At 67.0% G+C, this 15265-nt stretch carries 13 protein-coding genes; 7 read left to right on the plus strand and 6 right to left on the minus strand.

The annotated features are described in order from the left end of the window. The first annotated feature begins 79 nt into the window (after positions 1-79). Positions 80-1072: an alpha/beta hydrolase gene (locus AD72_RS14205; protein WP_031466970.1), complete on the plus strand. Its 993-nt coding sequence runs from the start codon at positions 80-82 to the stop codon at positions 1070-1072. Here the strand turns inward: AD72_RS14205 and AD72_RS14210 are convergent. Together AD72_RS14210 and AD72_RS14215 are read right to left on the minus strand one after the other, a co-directional pair. Then, entirely contained in the window at positions 1069-3150 is a 2082-nt protein-coding gene (locus AD72_RS14210) for a YhgE/Pip domain-containing protein (protein ID WP_037345841.1), read from the minus strand. The genes AD72_RS14205 and AD72_RS14210 overlap by 4 nt on opposite strands. Before the next feature lies 1 nt (position 3151). Next, positions 3152-5920: an MMPL family transporter gene (locus AD72_RS14215; RefSeq protein WP_051898598.1), complete on the minus strand. Its 2769-nt coding sequence runs from the start codon at positions 5918-5920 to the stop codon at positions 3152-3154. A 177-nt stretch (positions 5921-6097) separates the two neighbouring features. Between AD72_RS14215 and AD72_RS14220 the strand changes: the two genes are divergently transcribed. Further along, the gene (locus AD72_RS14220; protein WP_037345842.1) at positions 6098-6802 is read left to right on the plus strand and encodes a TetR/AcrR family transcriptional regulator; all 705 of its coding nucleotides are present in this window, start codon (positions 6098-6100) and stop codon (positions 6800-6802) included. A 67-nt stretch (positions 6803-6869) separates the two neighbouring features. Here AD72_RS14220 and AD72_RS14225 read toward each other — a convergent pair whose 3' ends face one another. Further along, positions 6870-7304 (minus strand): Hsp20/alpha crystallin family protein, encoded by a 435-nt coding sequence (locus AD72_RS14225; RefSeq protein ID WP_031466974.1) that lies wholly within the window; start codon positions 7302-7304, stop codon positions 6870-6872. 200 nt (positions 7305-7504) lie between these two features. Here AD72_RS14225 and AD72_RS14230 point away from each other — a divergent pair, with 200 nt between their 5' ends. After that, positions 7505-8122, plus strand: a complete 618-nt coding sequence (locus AD72_RS14230; protein WP_051898600.1) for a polysaccharide deacetylase family protein — start codon at positions 7505-7507, stop codon at positions 8120-8122. Here the strand turns inward: AD72_RS14230 and AD72_RS14235 are convergent. Continuing rightward, positions 8085-8714, minus strand: coding sequence for an MBL fold metallo-hydrolase (locus AD72_RS14235; RefSeq protein ID WP_031466976.1), 630 nt, complete (start codon positions 8712-8714; stop codon positions 8085-8087). The genes AD72_RS14230 and AD72_RS14235 overlap by 38 nt on opposite strands. Before the next feature lie 254 nt (positions 8715-8968). Here AD72_RS14235 and purS point away from each other — a divergent pair, with 254 nt between their 5' ends. From purS to AD72_RS14255, 4 genes are all read left to right on the plus strand, one after another. Continuing rightward, positions 8969-9208, plus strand: a complete 240-nt coding sequence (gene purS, locus AD72_RS14240) for a phosphoribosylformylglycinamidine synthase subunit PurS (protein WP_031466977.1) — start codon at positions 8969-8971, stop codon at positions 9206-9208. Beyond that, positions 9205-9885: a phosphoribosylformylglycinamidine synthase subunit PurQ gene (gene purQ, locus AD72_RS14245; RefSeq protein WP_031466978.1), complete on the plus strand. Its 681-nt coding sequence runs from the start codon at positions 9205-9207 to the stop codon at positions 9883-9885. The genes purS and purQ overlap by 4 nt, the downstream gene beginning before the upstream one ends. 65 nt (positions 9886-9950) lie before the next feature. Beyond that, the gene (gene purL / locus AD72_RS14250) at positions 9951-12215 is read left to right on the plus strand and encodes a phosphoribosylformylglycinamidine synthase subunit PurL (protein ID WP_031466979.1); all 2265 of its coding nucleotides are present in this window, start codon (positions 9951-9953) and stop codon (positions 12213-12215) included. Between the two features lie 10 nt (positions 12216-12225). Continuing rightward, positions 12226-13326 carry a glycosyltransferase gene (locus AD72_RS14255; RefSeq protein ID WP_031466980.1) on the plus strand — a complete coding sequence of 367 codons (1101 nt, stop codon included), beginning with the start codon at positions 12226-12228 and terminating at the stop codon, positions 13324-13326. On the opposite strand, the gene AD72_RS14260 is transcribed toward AD72_RS14255, so the two are convergent. Further along, positions 13323-14150 carry a lysozyme gene (locus AD72_RS14260; protein ID WP_031466981.1) on the minus strand — a complete coding sequence of 276 codons (828 nt, stop codon included), beginning with the start codon at positions 14148-14150 and terminating at the stop codon, positions 13323-13325. The two genes, AD72_RS14255 and AD72_RS14260, sit on opposite strands and share 4 nt — an antisense overlap. Positions 14151-14279: 129 nt before the next feature. After that, the gene (locus tag AD72_RS14265) at positions 14280-15128 is read right to left on the minus strand and encodes a lysozyme (protein WP_425480768.1); all 849 of its coding nucleotides are present in this window, start codon (positions 15126-15128) and stop codon (positions 14280-14282) included. Positions 15129-15265: the final 137 nt, after the last annotated feature.

Below are 15265 nucleotides of genomic sequence, written 5' to 3' on the forward strand. Positions count from 1 at the left end.
CCAATACCGGGGATACGCGCACTCCCCGCGAGGGGTTGTTTTTTCCGAATGATCGATTCACCGCGGATAAAGTCCGCGTATGCGTACCGGAAACAAAACGGTGCGCGCAGCGTTTTCGCTGTTGGCGGCCGTACTACTCACACTGAGTGGCACCGGGATCACCGGCGCGGCCCCGACACAGCGCCAGGCGGACGACGGTGCGCGCGTCTACCAGGAACAGTGGATCGGCCCGCGGGAACTGGATGTGCGGATGCACTCGCCCGCGCTGGGCAAGAACGCGAGCATGCGATTACTGCTGCCGCCCGGCTGGTCGAAGAACTCCCCGCGGAACTGGCCGGTCGTGTACCTGCTCGCCGGTTGCTGCGAACCGGTCCACGACTACCGGTCCTGGACGGATTTCACCGATATCGAACAATTCGCGAAAGACAAGAACGTCATCATCGCCATGCCGAGCGGCGGCATCAACGGCAATTACTCCGACTGGTGGAACTTCGGCAGGTACGGTCCGCCGAATTGGGAGAAATTCCATCTGGACGAGATGCGCCAGATCCTCGAACGCGATTACCGCGCGGGCACGAAACGGGCGATCGCCGGGCTCTCCGCGGGCGCGTACGGCGCGATGGAGTACGCGAGCCGCCGCCCGGGCATGTTCGGCGCCGCCGCGTCGTTCAGCGGGATCCTGAACACCCGCGCGCCCACCGGTCAGGTCTCCGTGCTGTTCGGCACCCTGCGCAACGACCAGGTCCCGTTCGCGCTCTGGGGAAACCCGGTCACCCAGTCCGATACCTGGCGGGCGCACAATCCCTTCGACAATGCGGACAAGCTGCGCGGCACCCGGCTGTTCGTCTCCGCGGGCAACGGCGTGTCGACCGATCTCGACCCGCCGAACCAGACGCCGGCCGCGAACCTGCTCGAACCGCCGACCCTGGCGAACTCGCTCGGTTTCGTGGCCAAGCTGAAGCTGCTCGGGATCCCGGTGACCACCGACTTCTACGGCGCGGGCACGCACGCCTGGCCGTACTGGTTCCGCGAGCTACAGCGCGCGTGGCCGCTGCTGACCAGGGACTTCTAGGACCCCAGCCGCAGCTGCCGCGCGGGAAGCGAACGGCGGCGATCGGTGACCACGATGCTGGCCAGCCCACCGACGATCAGCCAGGCGAGCAGCTGGATCAGCCCGCTGGCCAGCCCGTCGGATCCGGTGGTCACCGAACGCACGGCCTCGATCGCGCCATTGGTCGGGAGTAGCCCGCCGATGGTGTCGAAGAAACCGGGCACGGTGCTGACCACCCCGCTGGCGATGGTGAGCACGAGCACCGCGAAGGACAGGAATCTCCCCGGCCGCTTGAAGATCGCGATCACGGCCTGGTTGAGCGCGACGAAGGAGTTCGCGGCGAGCACGAGCACCCCGAGCAGTTCGAACCAGTGCCCCGCACCGAGCCCGAGGAAGGGCATCAGGATCAGGCTGATCACCACGGCTGCCGCGGTCGCGATGCCCGCACCGGGCAGTGCGGCGCGGAACACGATCTTCCAGGTCGGTTCCCGGGAGGTGAGCACCTCGGGCGGCACCGCGCGGGTGAGCATGTAGAGCGCGAGCGCGAGCGCCCACAGCGCGACGGCGAGGATCAGCGCGATCGCGAACGGTCCGAAGTCCTGCTGGTCGAGGTAATTCGCCAGCGCGGGATTCGCCGCGACCGACTTCAGGTGGTCCCTGCCGTCCTCGGAGTAACTGGGCACCTGCTGCTTGCCCTTGTCCAGCCCACCGGCGAGCTGCCCGGCACCGTCGCCGAGCTTCGAGGCGCCGTCCTGCAGTCCGCCGACCCCCTTGACGAGTTGGGGTGCCTTGTCGGCGAGCTGTTTGGTCCCGTTCGCGAGCTGCCCGGTTCCGCCCTGCAGCTTGTGGATCCCGCCGTCCAGCTGGCTCGCGCCATCGGCCGCTTTCCCGATCATGCCGATCATCTGCGGCGCCTTGTCGGCCAGCTGCTGGTTACCGTCGGCGACCTGCCGCGCGCCCTTGGCGAGCGCGGCGGTTCCGTTCTTCGTGTCCACCGCGGCCTTGCGGATCTTGGCGAGCTGGCCCTTGGTGTTGTCGGCCTGCCCGGCGAAGTTGTCCGCGGCCTGCTTGAGCCCGGCACAGAACTGCGGGGCCGCACCGGATGCCTCGCACTGCGCGGCGATCTGCTGGAACTTCTTGGCCACTCCGTCGGTGGAGGGGAGGGAATCGATGAACTTGATGATCCCGTCCGCCATCGGGCCGATCTGGTCGGCCATCTTCTGGTTGCCGTCCGCGACCTGTTTGGCGCCGTCCGCGAGTTTGCGCATCAGCGCGGGCATCTGCTTGGTCTGCTCGGCACCCTGCTGCAGCCCGTTCGCCAGCGCACCCGATCCCTGGGCCAGCTGGCCGATCCCGCCGTTGAGCGTCTGTGCCCCGTCGTTGAGCTGATTTGCCGCGCTGCTGAGCAGTTTCGTGCCGTCGGCGAGCTGACCGGTGCCACTGGTGAGCTGGCTCAGCCCGTCCTTGACCTTGCCCGCACCCTGCGCGGCTTTGCCGATCATGTCGTGCATGCCGTTGAAGCCGACGTAGATCTGGTCCAGATAGGTCTCCACGACCTGCTGGTTGAGCGTGGCGACGGTGGCCTTGGCGATATCGCTGCTCATCATCGGGTCGACGACTTTGCCATTGCTCGAGGTCTTGATGTCCACATTGGCCTGGCGGGCCGTTTTCGGATCGCCTTTCATCGTGACGCTCGCCGCGGAGGTCGCGGATTTGGAGAAATTCTTCGGGATGGTGACGACGGTGGCGTATTTTCCGCTCGCCAGACCGTCCTTGGCATCGCTTTCGTTGGTGAGGCTCCAGTCGAAGCTGGAGTCCTTGTTGTCGATGATCTTCCCGGCGAGCTCGCGGCCGAGCGGGAGCAGTTGCCCCTGGATCTTCACCGGCTCGTCGTTGTTCACCACGGCGGCCTGCGCGGTGCCGCGGTTGGTTCCCGGGGCCCAGAACGCCCAGGCGAGCACACCGACGATGAGCGAGGGCACGATGATCAGCCCGAGCCAGGTGCGCCAGGTGACCGGTCCGGTACCGGTCGAACCGGCCGCGTTCGCGAACGGCCGGAAAAGCGAGCCGAACCGGGATTTGCGCTGCGGGTCGAACATTTCAGTTGACCTCCGCGTCCTGAATCGTGAGGGTGTGTTCCATCGTCGGGTCGTCGTTCGCGGGTTGGTTACCCAGATCCACCGAAATGGTTCCCGCGGGTAACAGGTCGAAAAGCAAGGTGGGGGACTGACACGTTAGCGCCACGCTCGCCGGTGTTCCATCCCCGCTGATGGGGGCGGAGAGCACATCCCGGAGGATCGCGCGCTCCTCGGTGTTCACCACCAGATCGGCGTCGTCGAGCAGGATCAGCTGGATCCCGTCGCGCAGCGCGGCGCGCACTTCCTCGCCGGGATGGTTGGTGGTGCGGCAGGGAATCAGCGCCACCTGACGACGGACCGCGTGCGCCCGCTGCGGAAGCACCTTGCCGAGCACCTTCAGGTCCCCGTCGATACGCCGCACCCGCCCGGCGAGCGTGTACAGCAGCGCGGATTTGCCGGACGGGGCCGGTCCGCTGATCGCCAGCACGCCGCCGCGCGGCAGGTGCACCGCGAAGTCCGAGAACACGGTGTGGTTGCGGTCATCGCCGAGCCGCAGCCCGGCCGCGTTGATCGCGTCATCGGCCTCCGGGCTCGGCCAGTCCTGCAGCCGCAGCTCGTTCATCAGGCCGTCGCCCTCGGCGTCGAAGACCGGCAGGCGGCGCTCCAGCCAGCGCGGCAGCCACCAGGCATGCTTACCGAGCAGCGCGAGTACCGCGGGGACCAGGATCATCCGCACGATGAACGCGTCCACGAACACCCCGATCGCCAGGGAGAACGCCATCGGTTTGATGGGCCCGTTCCCCTCCGGGACGAAGGCGGCGAACACCGCGAACATGATGATCGCCGCGGAGGTCACCACGCGGGAGGCGGAGATGAACCCGGTCTCGATCGCCTTGCGCGGATCGCCCTTGTGCACGAATTCCTCGCGGATCCGGGTCACGAGGAACACCTCGTAGTCCATCGCGAGCCCGAAGAGCACACCCATCAGCAGGATCGGTAAGAAGCTGATCACGCTACCGGTCTTCGGGATGTTGAACAGATCGGCGAAATGCCCCTGTACGAACACGAAGGAGGTCGCCCCGAACGCGACGAGTACCGAGAGCAGATATCCCGCGGCCGCCTTGATCGGCACCCAGATCGAGCGGAACACCATCGCGAGCAGGATCAGCGAGAGCCCGACGACGAGGATCCCGAACGGCAGCAGCGATCCGGCGAGCTGGTCGGAAACGTCGAGCGCGACCGCGGTGATCCCGGTGACCGCCGTGGAAACCCCGTACTTGTCCTGGAAATGTCCTTGCAGCGAACGGATCTTGGTGACCAGCTGCTTGGTCTGCTCGGAGAACCCGTCCCCGTCCGGGACCACCTGCATGATGCCGGTGTCCGCGGTCGCGTTCGGGGTGGAGATCGGCACCGCGGCAACCCCGGGCAGATCCCGGACCTCGTCGGCGACCCCGTTCATCACGCCGATCGGGTCGTGGCTGCCCACGATGTTCGCGGTCACCATCAGCGGGGCGTTGAATCCGGGGCCGAAATGCTCGGAGATGGTGTCCCAGGAATCGCGCGGCGCGGTGCCCACCGGTTCCTGGCCGTTGTTCGGCAGGCTGAGCGTGAGATCGCTCGCGGGCAGGGCACACACCCCGAGCCCGGCGATCACCAGCACCACGGTCAGCGCGGGAACCTTGGTCACCGCACGCACCCAGCCGCGCGCGATGCGGTGCTTGGGCTGACGGCGCGGTTTGTCGTCGCCGTGTTTGCGCGGGCGGGCCGAACGCGGGCGCAGCTTCTCCCCGGCGAAGGCCAGCAGCGCGGGAATGAGCGTCACCGCGACCAGTACCGCCACCGCGACCGAGAAGGCCGCGACCATGCCCATCACGGTCAGGAACGGGATTCCGGCCACGAACAGCCCGATGAGCGCGATCATCACCGTGGTGCCCGCGAAGATCACCGCGGACCCTGCGGTCGCGGTCGCCCGCCCGATCGACTCGCGCACTTCCAGTCCCTCACCGAGCTGATCTCGATGCCGGGAGAGGATGAACAGGGCATAGTCGATCCCGACCGCGAGCCCGAGCATGATGCCCAGCAGCGGGGCGGTGGAGTTGATCTCGATCACCGCGGTCGCGGCATAAGTCAGCCCGACCCCGATCCCCACCCCGATCAGCGCGGTGAGCAACGGCATCCCCGCCGCGATGAACGAGCGGAACATCAGCAGCAGCACGATCAGCGCGACGATGACACCGAACACCTCGGTGATGCCCAGCTGGGGAAGCGGGTTGTTGAAGGCGTTCCCGCCGAGCTGCACGCTCGCCCCGTGCCCGACCTGCCGGGCCAGGTCCTGGGAGATGCTGCTGAGCTGGTCCTTGGTCTGCTGGTGAAGATTCTGTGGCTGCGCGTCGATCTGAATGTTGATCAGCGCGGCCTGGTTATCCTTGGCGATCTGTCCCTTGGCGTTCTTGTCGAACGGGTCGGAGGCCATGCTGACCTGGTCGACCTTGGCCATCCGCTTGACCGCGGTGGATACCGCGGTCTTGACCCCGGGGTCGTGGATGTTCATACCCTTGGGCACGACCAGGATCGCCTGCCCCTGCGAACCGCTCACCTGCGGGAACACCCGGTTCAGGTGGTCGAGCGCGTCCTGGGCGGCGGAGCCCGGAATGGTGAACTTGTCTTCGGTTCCCTTGTTGAACAGCGCATACGCCCCGCCCACCAGGATCAGCACCACGAGCCAGGCGACGAGCACGAACCAGCGAGCGCGCGCGGCGGCACGACCAAGGCGGTACAGGAACGAAGACAATGTTTTGGCTCCCGGCTGTGCTCGAAGCTGTTCACCACGATGAACGGTGCGCAGTCTCTACTGTGTCAACTCAGGCCGCGACACCACTCGATACATGACGTATCCTAGATGCACAGTGTATTGAACGCTGTATGTGTTGAGTCACGTGGGCATGACGGGCCGGGAGGCGCTGGAGTTATGACAGTTCGAGGTGCTAGCGACCAGCTTGCCGATCCCGGGGCCCCGCGGGCGAAGACCTCACCCGGTGGGGGTACCCGCAGACGCGCGGAAACCCGGCGGCGGCTGATGGACGCCGCCTATGAGGTGTTCACCGAACACAGTATCCGGGATGCCCCCATCGAGCTGATCTGCGAACGTGCCGGGTTCACCAGGGGCGCTTTCTACTCCAACTTCGGCAGCAAGGAAGACCTGTTCCTCGCCGTGTTCGAGGAGCACATGCGCACCCAGGTGGACAATCTGCGCAGCACTCTCTCCGAGGTGCTCGGAGACGCCGAACTGCGCGATCTGACCTCACTGCGCGAGGCGATCGGCCGGGTCAGCGCGGTCTATCTGGAACCGCTCGTCACCGACAAGAGCTGGCATCTGATGACCATCGAGTTCAAGGCGATCGCGCTGCGTGATCCACAGCTGCGCGCCGGGTTCCGGGACATGATGAACCAGCTGGACAGCCAGCTCTCCGAGGTGCTGGCCACCCTGTTCACCAAGGTCGGGGTGGAACTGGCCATGCCGGTGGAGGACGTGGCCTCGGTGCTCGCGACGCTGTACGAGACGGCCGCGGAGCGGGTGATGTTCGAGGGCGAGCTCACCCCGATGGAGAGCCCGTTCATCACCCAGGTGCTCCCCCGGCTGCTCACCGCGGCACTGATCACGCCGCCGCAATGAGCTGCAACCAACAAAAAGAGTGCCTCCCGTTACCGGGAGGCACTCTTCGTACGGACCTCTACTCGCTTCAGTTGGCGAGTTCTTTCCCGCCGTTGACCGCGATCGTGCGCGCCTTCGCCTGTTCCACGATCGGAATGCGCAGGGTGAGCACACCGGCCTGGTAGTCGGCGGTGATGTTGTCGGTGTCCAGGGTCTCGCCGAGGAACACCTGACGGGACTGGGTGCCGCGGCGGCGCTCGGCGATCTGCACCTTGGCGTCCTCGCCGTACTCGGGAGTGCGCTCGGCCTTCACGGTGAGCACATTGCGCTCCACCTTCACCTCGATCGCGTCCTCGGCGACCCCGGGAAGGTCGAAGCTGAGCACGTACTCGCCGTCCTTGGCGTAGGCGTCCATGGCGAGGCCTCCGGTGCGGCCGGTCCAGCCGGTGTTCCGTCCGGGGCCGCCCTGCCCATTGAAGAACAGGCGGTCGAGCTCGCGGAAGGGTTCGGTACGCAGCAACATGGTCTTCTCCTCTCGCTGACCAGCGGCTCCTGCCGACTGGGTTCACCCTTGACAACGCTCGACTCAAGTTTCTTGTTTCCGCGACGATCTATGAACTGGATCACACCGGAGAGGATTCGGGTGCGACTCTTCGGACAAGAGTCGAGGCGCGGTCGCCGGGACGTCATGAGCTGGTCACCGAACGCGGCTGTACTCGAACCATGGACACCCGGCTGGCGGTCTCGGTCTCCGACATCACGCACCAGGGACTGCGCTGGTGCGCGAACTTCCTCGACGCACTGCACGCTCGCGGGGTGCCCGCCTCACTGCTCGTGGACCCGTTGCGGGTGCGCAAGGTGCGGGACTGGCTCGCGGAGCGCGCGGAACTCGGCGACGCCATCGTGACCCGCCCGGAGGTCCGGTTCGCGGCCCTTCCCGCGCACGAGGCGGGGCTGCGGCTGCTGGCCGCGCGGCGGGCGATGGACGCGGCCGGGCTGCGCAGCCATGCCTTCGCCGCGCCGGGCTGGCACGCCTCGATGGGAACCCTGGTCGCCTTGCGGCGCAACGAATATCTGGTGTGCGCACGGCGCGCCGATCTGATCGACCTGAACAGCGCCGCGGTCACTCGTGGCCGGGTGCGCGAACCCGGCATCGCACTGCACGCGCACATCGACCGGACCGCGCGGCGCGGCGGACTGGTGCGCCTCGATGTGCCCGCGGGCACCGAGATCACCCCGGTGCTGCGGGCCGTGGACAGCGCGCTCGCCAGGGGTGCGAGCGCGCTGACCTACGCGGGATTCGCTAAAGAGCGGTTGACTGTCCCTGCTCGAGCACGGTGAAGGTGGTCTTCTCCGGGAGCAGATTGCCGATCATGCCGTGGAACATCGCGGGATTCGCGTGCACCGCCTCGTGGATCGGCACCGCAACCCGCGGCTTGGCCACCCGCGCGAATCCGATCGCCTCGGAGGTCTTGAGCCACGGCCCGGAGATCGGCACCCCGAGCACGTCGATGTCCTGCGGCGGCACGAAAAGCGAGTCGCCGGGGTGATAGAAGCCGCCGTCCTCGACCAGGAAACCGGTGTTCGAGATGACCGGGATGTCCTCGTGGATGATCGCGTGCTGCCCGCCGATGGCCCGCACCTGCGCACCGCCGAGGGTGAGCTCGGCCCCCGGGCGCGCCACCGTGAACTCCAGCCCTTCCACGAGCTTCGCCGCCCCGGCATCCACCACCAGCTGCGCCCGCGGATTCGCCTCGAGCAGCGCCGGAAGCGCCTCCGTGTCCAGGTGGTCGAAGTGCTCGTGGGTGATCAGGACCGCGTCCAGATCGGTGAGCCCGGCATAGCCCGTCGAGAACGCGCCCGGATCGAAAAGCAGCCTGGCCTTCTCCGTCTCCACCAGAACACAAGCATGTCCATAATGGACAAATCGCATCGATTTTCTCCTTGTCTGGCAAGCATTACCGCCACGCACTGTGCTGGATCGAATCCCTGAGCGGTTCGCCAAGTGCGCCCCGCGGACAGCCTACTCGCGCCCGCACCTCCCGCGGTGGGCAAACCGGCGCCACCGAGCCGCCCGGTGAGCCGCGCCACGCGGTCCTACCTCCCTGGACAGCGGCCCGTGTTCGCCGGAAGCGAACGGCTACGATGAAGCCGTCACGCCAACCCCACACCATCTGGAGCACGCACGTGGCACGAGTCGTCGTCGAGGTCATGCCGAAGCCGGAGATCCTCGACCCGCAAGGGCAGGCCGTCGCCAAGGCGCTGCCTCGCCTCGGGTTCACCGGTATCGGCGAGGTACGTCAGGGCAAGCGTTTCGAACTGGATGTCGACGACTCCGTCGACGACGAGGCGCTGCACCGGATCGCCGGGGAGTTCCTGGCGAACACGGTGATCGAGGAGTTCACGGTACGCAGGGTCGAGTCATGAGGATCGGGGTCATCACCTTCCCCGGCTCGCTCGACGACGGGGACGTGGTGCGCGCGGTGCGCCGCTGCGAAGCCGAGGCGGTCCCGCTCTGGCACGGGGACGCCGAGCTGCACGGGGTGGACGCGGTCGTGGTCCCCGGTGGGTTCTCCTACGGCGACTATCTGCGCTGCGGTGCCATCGCCCGGTTCGCCCCGGTGATGGGCCCGGTACTGGAGGCGGCCGCGGGCGGGATGCCGGTGCTCGGCATCTGCAACGGTTTCCAGATCCTGTGCGAGGCCGGGCTGCTGCCCGGGGCGCTCACCCGCAACGCGGGGCTGCACTATGTGTGCCGGGACCAGTGGCTGCGCGTGGAGAACACCCGCACCGCGTGGAGCACCCGCTACGAGCCGGGCGCGGAGATCCTGGTTCCGATCAAACACGGCGAGGGCAATTACCAGGCGGACAAGGAAACGATCGCCGAACTGGAAGCCGAGAACCGAATCGTTTTCCGTTATATCGAGGAGAACCCGAACGGTTCGCGTGCCGATATCGCCGGGATCTGCTCGGCGAACGGACGCGTTCTCGGCCTGATGCCCCATCCGGAACACGCGATCGATCCGCTGACCGGCCCGAGCGACGACGGACTCGGCATGTTCTATTCCGCACTCGACTCTTTGGTGAAGGTGACGAACGAGTGAGCATCGACCGAGGAACGAGGGAGGAGCGGAACGAGCGAGGAGCCGAACAGTTGACGCGTGAACGCATGATCGACACGACGGCCGAGGCCGCGAAAACCCCGGAACTCGACCAGCCGTACGCCGAGCTCGGGCTCAAGGACGACGAGTACGCCCGCATCCGGGAAATACTCGGCCGCCGCCCGACCGACGCCGAACTGGCGATGTACTCGGTGATGTGGTCCGAGCACTGCTCCTACAAATCCTCCAAGGTGCACCTGAAGTATTTCGGGGAGACCACGACCGAGGAAATGCGCTCCCGCCTGCTCGCCGGAATCGGGGAGAACGCGGGCGTCGTCGACATCGGCGACGGCTGGGCGGTCACGTTCAAGGTCGAATCGCACAACCATCCCTCGTACGTCGAACCGCATCAGGGCGCGGCGACCGGGGTCGGCGGGATCGTGCGGGACATCATGGCCATGGGCGCGCGCCCGATCGCGGTCGCGGACCCGCTGCGGTTCGGTGCCGCGGAGGCCGAGGACACCAGGCGCGTGGTGCGCGGGGTGGTCGACGGCATCGGGCACTACGGCAACTGCCTCGGCCTGCCGAACGTGGGCGGTGAGCTCGTCTTCGACTCGTCCTACAACGGGAACCCGCTGGTCAACGCCCTGTGTGTGGGCGCGATGCGCAGCGAGGACCTGCACACCGCGCATGCCAGCGGCACCGGGAACAAGGTGATCCTGTTCGGCGCGCGCACCGGCCTGGACGGGATCGGCGGGGTCTCGGTGCTCGCCTCGGAGACCTTCGACGGGGACGAGACCTCGGGCGGGCGCAAGAAGCTGCCGAGCGTGCAGGTCGGCGACCCGTTCACGGAGAAGGTGCTCATCGAGTGCTGCCTCGAGGTGATCCACGCGGGCCTCGTGGTCGGGATCCAGGACCTCGGCGGGGCCGGGCTCTCCTGCGCGACCAGTGAACTCGCCTCAGCCGGGGACGGCGGGATGCGCGTGGAACTCGACCGGGTTCCGTTGCGCGCCAAGGACATGACCCCGGCCGAGGTGCTCTCCAGCGAGTCCCAGGAACGGATGTGCGCGGTCGTCGCCCCGGAGAACGTGGACGCGTTCCTCGCGGTGTGCGCGAAATGGGATGTCACCGCGACCGAGATCGGCGAGGTCACCGACGGCGACAACCTGGTGATCACCTGGCACGGAGAGACCGTGGTGGATGTGCCACCGCGCACCGTGGCGCACGACGGGCCGGTCTACCAGCGGCCGGTGCAGCGCCCGGAAAGCCAGGATGCCTTGCAGGCCAACACATCCGCGAGCCTCACCCGGCCGGACGACCTGCGCAGGACGGTGCTGGAGATGCTCGCCGCGCCGAACCTCGCGGCCAAGCGCTGGGTCACCGACCAGTACGACCGCTATGTGCGCGGCGGCACCGTGCTCGCTCAGCCCGCGGATTCGGGCATGGTGCGGGTGGACGAGCAGACCGGACGCGGCGTCTCGGTGGCCACCGACTGCAATTCCCGGTTCGTGGCGCTCGATCCGTACGAGGGCGCGCGGCTCGCGCTCGCCGAGGCCTACCGCAATGTGGCCGCAGGCGGGGCCACCCCGCTCGCGGTCTCCGACTGCCTCAACTTCGGTTCCCCGGAGGATCCGGGTGTCATGTGGCAGTTCCGCGAGGCGGTGCGCGGGATCGCCGACGGGTGCGCCGAACTCGGCATCCCGGTCACCGGCGGCAATGTCAGCTTCTACAACCAGACCGGCTCGACCGCGATCCTGCCCACTCCGGTGGTCGCGGTGCTCGGCGTAATCGAAGATGTGGACCGGCGCATCCCGACCGGGATCGGCACCGAGACCGGGGAAACCCTGCTGCTGCTCGGCGAGACCCGCGACGAGTTCGACGGTTCGGAATGGGCCAGGGTCGCGCACGGCCACCTGGGCGGGCGCCCGCCCAAGGCCGACCTCGCGCGGGAGAAGCTGCTCGGCGAGATCCTGGTCGCCGGTTCCCGGGACGGGATGATCTCCGCGGCACACGATGTGGCCGACGGCGGGCTGATCCAGACCGTGATCGAGATGGCCCTGGTCGGCCAGACCGGGGCACGGGTGCTGCTGGACCCGGACCAGGACCCGTTCGTGCAGCTGTTCGCCGAGTCGGCGGGCCGGGTCGTGGTCGCCGTACCGCGTTCCGAGGAGCTGCGGTTCACCGAGATGTGCACCGCGCGCGGGCTGCCCTGGCGCAAGACCGGGGTGGTCGACGCGGAGTCCGGAAGCCTGGAGATCCAGGGCATCGCCGAGTTCAGCCTCACCGAGCTCGCCGAGACCTGGAACGCCACCCTGCCGCGGCTGTTCGACTAGAGGAGCACGCATGCGGGTGCTGTTCACCGCGGTTCCCGGCCACGGTCACGTGCGCCCGCTGCTTCCGCTCGCCGCGGCGGCCCGCTCGGCCGGGCATGAGGTGCTGTTCGCCACCGATACGGACTTCCTGGCCGCACCGGAGCAGGCCGGACTGCGCACGGTGTCCGCGGGCGGGAGCGTCCGCGAGGCCTTCGCCGCCGCGACCGGTTCGGTGCCCGAGCGGCCGCCGAGCGGGGACGGGATGCGGCACGTGCTCGGCACCGTGTTCGGGGACGCCATGCCACGCCGGTTCCTCGCCGACCTCGGCCCGATCCTGGAGCGCGAGCGTCCTGATCTCGTGGTGTACGAGCAGGGCAATCTGGGTGGCGGTCTCGCCGCGAAGCTCGCCGGAATTCCCGGTATGCAGCACGGATTCGGCCGCGTCGCGCCGTCCGGTATCGGCACCGAGATCCGGCAGGTGTTCCAGGCCCTCGGTACCGAACTCGGTATCGGGGAACCTCCGCAGGCCGGTGATCCGTTCATCGATATCTGCCCGGAATCCGCGCAGGCACCCGAAACTCTCGCCATCGCCAACCGGATTCCGCTGCGCCCCGGCGAAGGACACGAGCCGGTCACCAGGACCGGGCGGCCGCTGCTCTATCTCACGCTCGGCACCGCGTTCGGCGATGCCGAGATATTGCGCACCGCCATCGCCGGACTGTCCACTCTGGACGCCGAGGTCCTCGTCGCCACCGGGCCCACGATCGACCCCGCGGCGCTCGGCGCCGTCCCGGACAACGTTCGCCTGGAAGCGTGGGTCTCCCAGGACACCGTGCTGCGGGCCAGTTCGCTCGCCGTGCACCACGGCGGAAGCGGAACCATGCTCGGGGCCTTCGCCGCGGGCGTCCCGCAACTGATACTCCCGCAGGGTGCCGACCAGTTCACCAATGCCGAAACCGTGCAAGCGCTCGGCCTCGGCGCGGTGCTCACCGAACCGGGCACGATCACCGAGGCCGCACGGCAGCTGCTCACCGCGCCGGAGGTGGCAGCGGCGGTCCGGCGCATGGCCGCGGAGGTCGCGGCCATGCCCGCACCTGCTGAACTGGCTGCTCGCCTTCCCGAGTTCGCCTAGTCGGCGGCGGTGGCGAACTTGGTGAGCTGATCCATGGACCCGTTGAACACGTTCTGATCGATCGGCGAATCGCTGTACTGCCACACCGAGTAGCCGCCCCAGGTCCCGGGCAGCTGGCCGGGGTCGGCGGCGTAGCGCGCGACCCACAGCGGGTTGGTCTTCGCGAAGTCCCCGTCCACGCACTGGCTCCACCAGTTCGCGGAGGTGTAGATGGCGGGGTATTTCTTCGTCTTGGCGTGATAAGTGTCGGAGAAGTCCTTGATCCAGGCGCCCATCGCGGACTTGCTCAGCCCATAGCAGGCCGGCTTGCCCTGCACGCTTTCCATGTCGAGCGCGCCGGGAAGGGTCTTGCCGTCCCCGGTCCATCCGCCGCCGTGCGCGATGAAGTAGTTGGCCTGCTCCGCGCCGGAGGTGGAGTCCGGATGCGCGAAGTGGTAGGCGCCGCGGATGAAGCCCTTGTCATAGGAGCCGTTGTACTGCTGTCCGAAGTAGGGGTTCGTGTACCCGGTGCCCTCGGTCGCCTTCACCCAGGTGAACCGCTTACCGGCGTTCCACTGGCCGGCCCAGTCCACATTGCCCTGGTGGCTGGCCACGTCGACACCGCGCACCGTATCGGCCAGGCGTGCGGCGCGTTTGTCGATCGCGGAGAAGGCCTTCGGTGCCTTGCCCTGCTCGGCGCGAATGGAATCGCCCATCGAGTGGTTCTGCACCGATTCGGTTTCCGCGCTCGCCGGAAGCGTGCCACCGAGGCACAAGGCCGCGGCCACTACTCCGACCGTCGCACTCGCCGCCCGGATCTGCTTTCCATGTTTCCCCGACTTCATGATTCTGCTGGCCCCTTCTTGAGAGTTTACAGTTTCACAGTTGACAGTTTTGCTGTCCTCACTGAAAGCTGAATTCCCCGCCACGAAGACGACTCATGACGGGGAATTCGGCACTATGCGGCTCCGGCTTCAGTCGTGATTCGTGGCGAATACCTTCAACCTATCATAGGAGCCGTTGAATACGTCCTGATCGATCGGCGATGAGGAATACTGCCATACGGTGTAGTTGGTCCAGTTCGGCGGCAGCGCGCCGACGCTCGAGCTGTATCGAGCCACCCACAGTGGATTCGTCTTCGAGAAGTCTCCGGAGACGCACTGGTTCCACCAGCTCGTCGAGGTGTAGATCGCCGGATACTTGTTCGTCTTGGCCTTGTAGGTGTCGGAGAAGTCCTTGATCCAGTTGGTCATCGCGGACTTGCTCAACCCGTAACAGGTGGAGCCGTACGGGTTGTACTCCATGTCGAGCGCGCCGGGCAGCGTCTTCCCGTCGCCGCTCCATCCGCCGCCGTGCGCAAGGAAGTAGTTCGCCTGCGTGGCGCCGGAGGACTTGTTCGGCAGTGCGAAGTGATACGCGCCCCTGATGAATCCCTTGTTGTACGAACCGTTGTACTGCTGGGCGAAGTACGGACTGGTGTAACCGGTGCCCTCGGTCGCCTTCACCCAGGCGAACCGTTTACCCGCATTCCACTGCGCGTTCCAGTCCACATTGCCCTGATGCCCGGAGACATCGATACCCTGCACGCCCGCCTGCAGATTCGACGCGGCCTTGTCGAGCGCGGAGAACGTGCGCGCGGCGGGCTGGCCCTCGTGCTTCCGGATCTGCGAACCCATCGAATGATCATCCGGGTTCTGCATACCGTTGGCCGGGAGTGTGTTCGCCGGTTCGGCACTAGCCTGGGAAATAGGAAGTGCCAAGGCCGCGGCGCACACTCCTGCCGCACCCGCCGCGATGAGTCTTGGTCTGATCTTCATGATCATGCCTTTCTGTGCCCTCGCTTTTCAGATTTGCCCCGGTCACCGCCAGTAGGCGGATGCAAGGCACTCACCACAAACCGTAATTTTCCGTTAATTCATGGCGAGAGCCGTATGATATGCGCGCCCGACCCATGGGGCAA

Source organism: Sciscionella sediminilitoris, assembly GCF_000737195.2.
GTDB classification, from domain to species: Bacteria; Actinomycetota; Actinomycetes; order Mycobacteriales; family Pseudonocardiaceae; genus Sciscionella; species Sciscionella sediminilitoris.

Coding starts and splice junctions, on each gene's coding strand:
- AD72_RS14205 (WP_031466970.1), top strand. CDS start 80: ATGCGTACCGGAAACAAAACGGTGCGCGCAGCGTTTTCGCTGTTGGCG.
- AD72_RS14210 (WP_037345841.1), bottom strand. CDS start 3,150: ATGTTCGACCCGCAGCGCAAATCCCGGTTCGGCTCGCTTTTCCGGCCG.
- AD72_RS14220 (WP_037345842.1), top strand. CDS start 6,098: ATGACAGTTCGAGGTGCTAGCGACCAGCTTGCCGATCCCGGGGCCCCG.
- AD72_RS14225 (WP_031466974.1), bottom strand. CDS start 7,304: ATGTTGCTGCGTACCGAACCCTTCCGCGAGCTCGACCGCCTGTTCTTC.
- AD72_RS14230 (WP_051898600.1), top strand. CDS start 7,505: ATGGACACCCGGCTGGCGGTCTCGGTCTCCGACATCACGCACCAGGGA.
- AD72_RS14235 (WP_031466976.1), bottom strand. CDS start 8,714: ATGCGATTTGTCCATTATGGACATGCTTGTGTTCTGGTGGAGACGGAG.
- purQ (WP_031466978.1), top strand. CDS start 9,205: ATGAGGATCGGGGTCATCACCTTCCCCGGCTCGCTCGACGACGGGGAC.
- purL (WP_031466979.1), top strand. CDS start 9,951: ATGATCGACACGACGGCCGAGGCCGCGAAAACCCCGGAACTCGACCAG.
- AD72_RS14255 (WP_031466980.1), top strand. CDS start 12,226: ATGCGGGTGCTGTTCACCGCGGTTCCCGGCCACGGTCACGTGCGCCCG.
- AD72_RS14260 (WP_031466981.1), bottom strand. CDS start 14,150: ATGAAGTCGGGGAAACATGGAAAGCAGATCCGGGCGGCGAGTGCGACG.
- AD72_RS14265 (WP_425480768.1), bottom strand. CDS start 15,128: ATGATCATGAAGATCAGACCAAGACTCATCGCGGCGGGTGCGGCAGGA.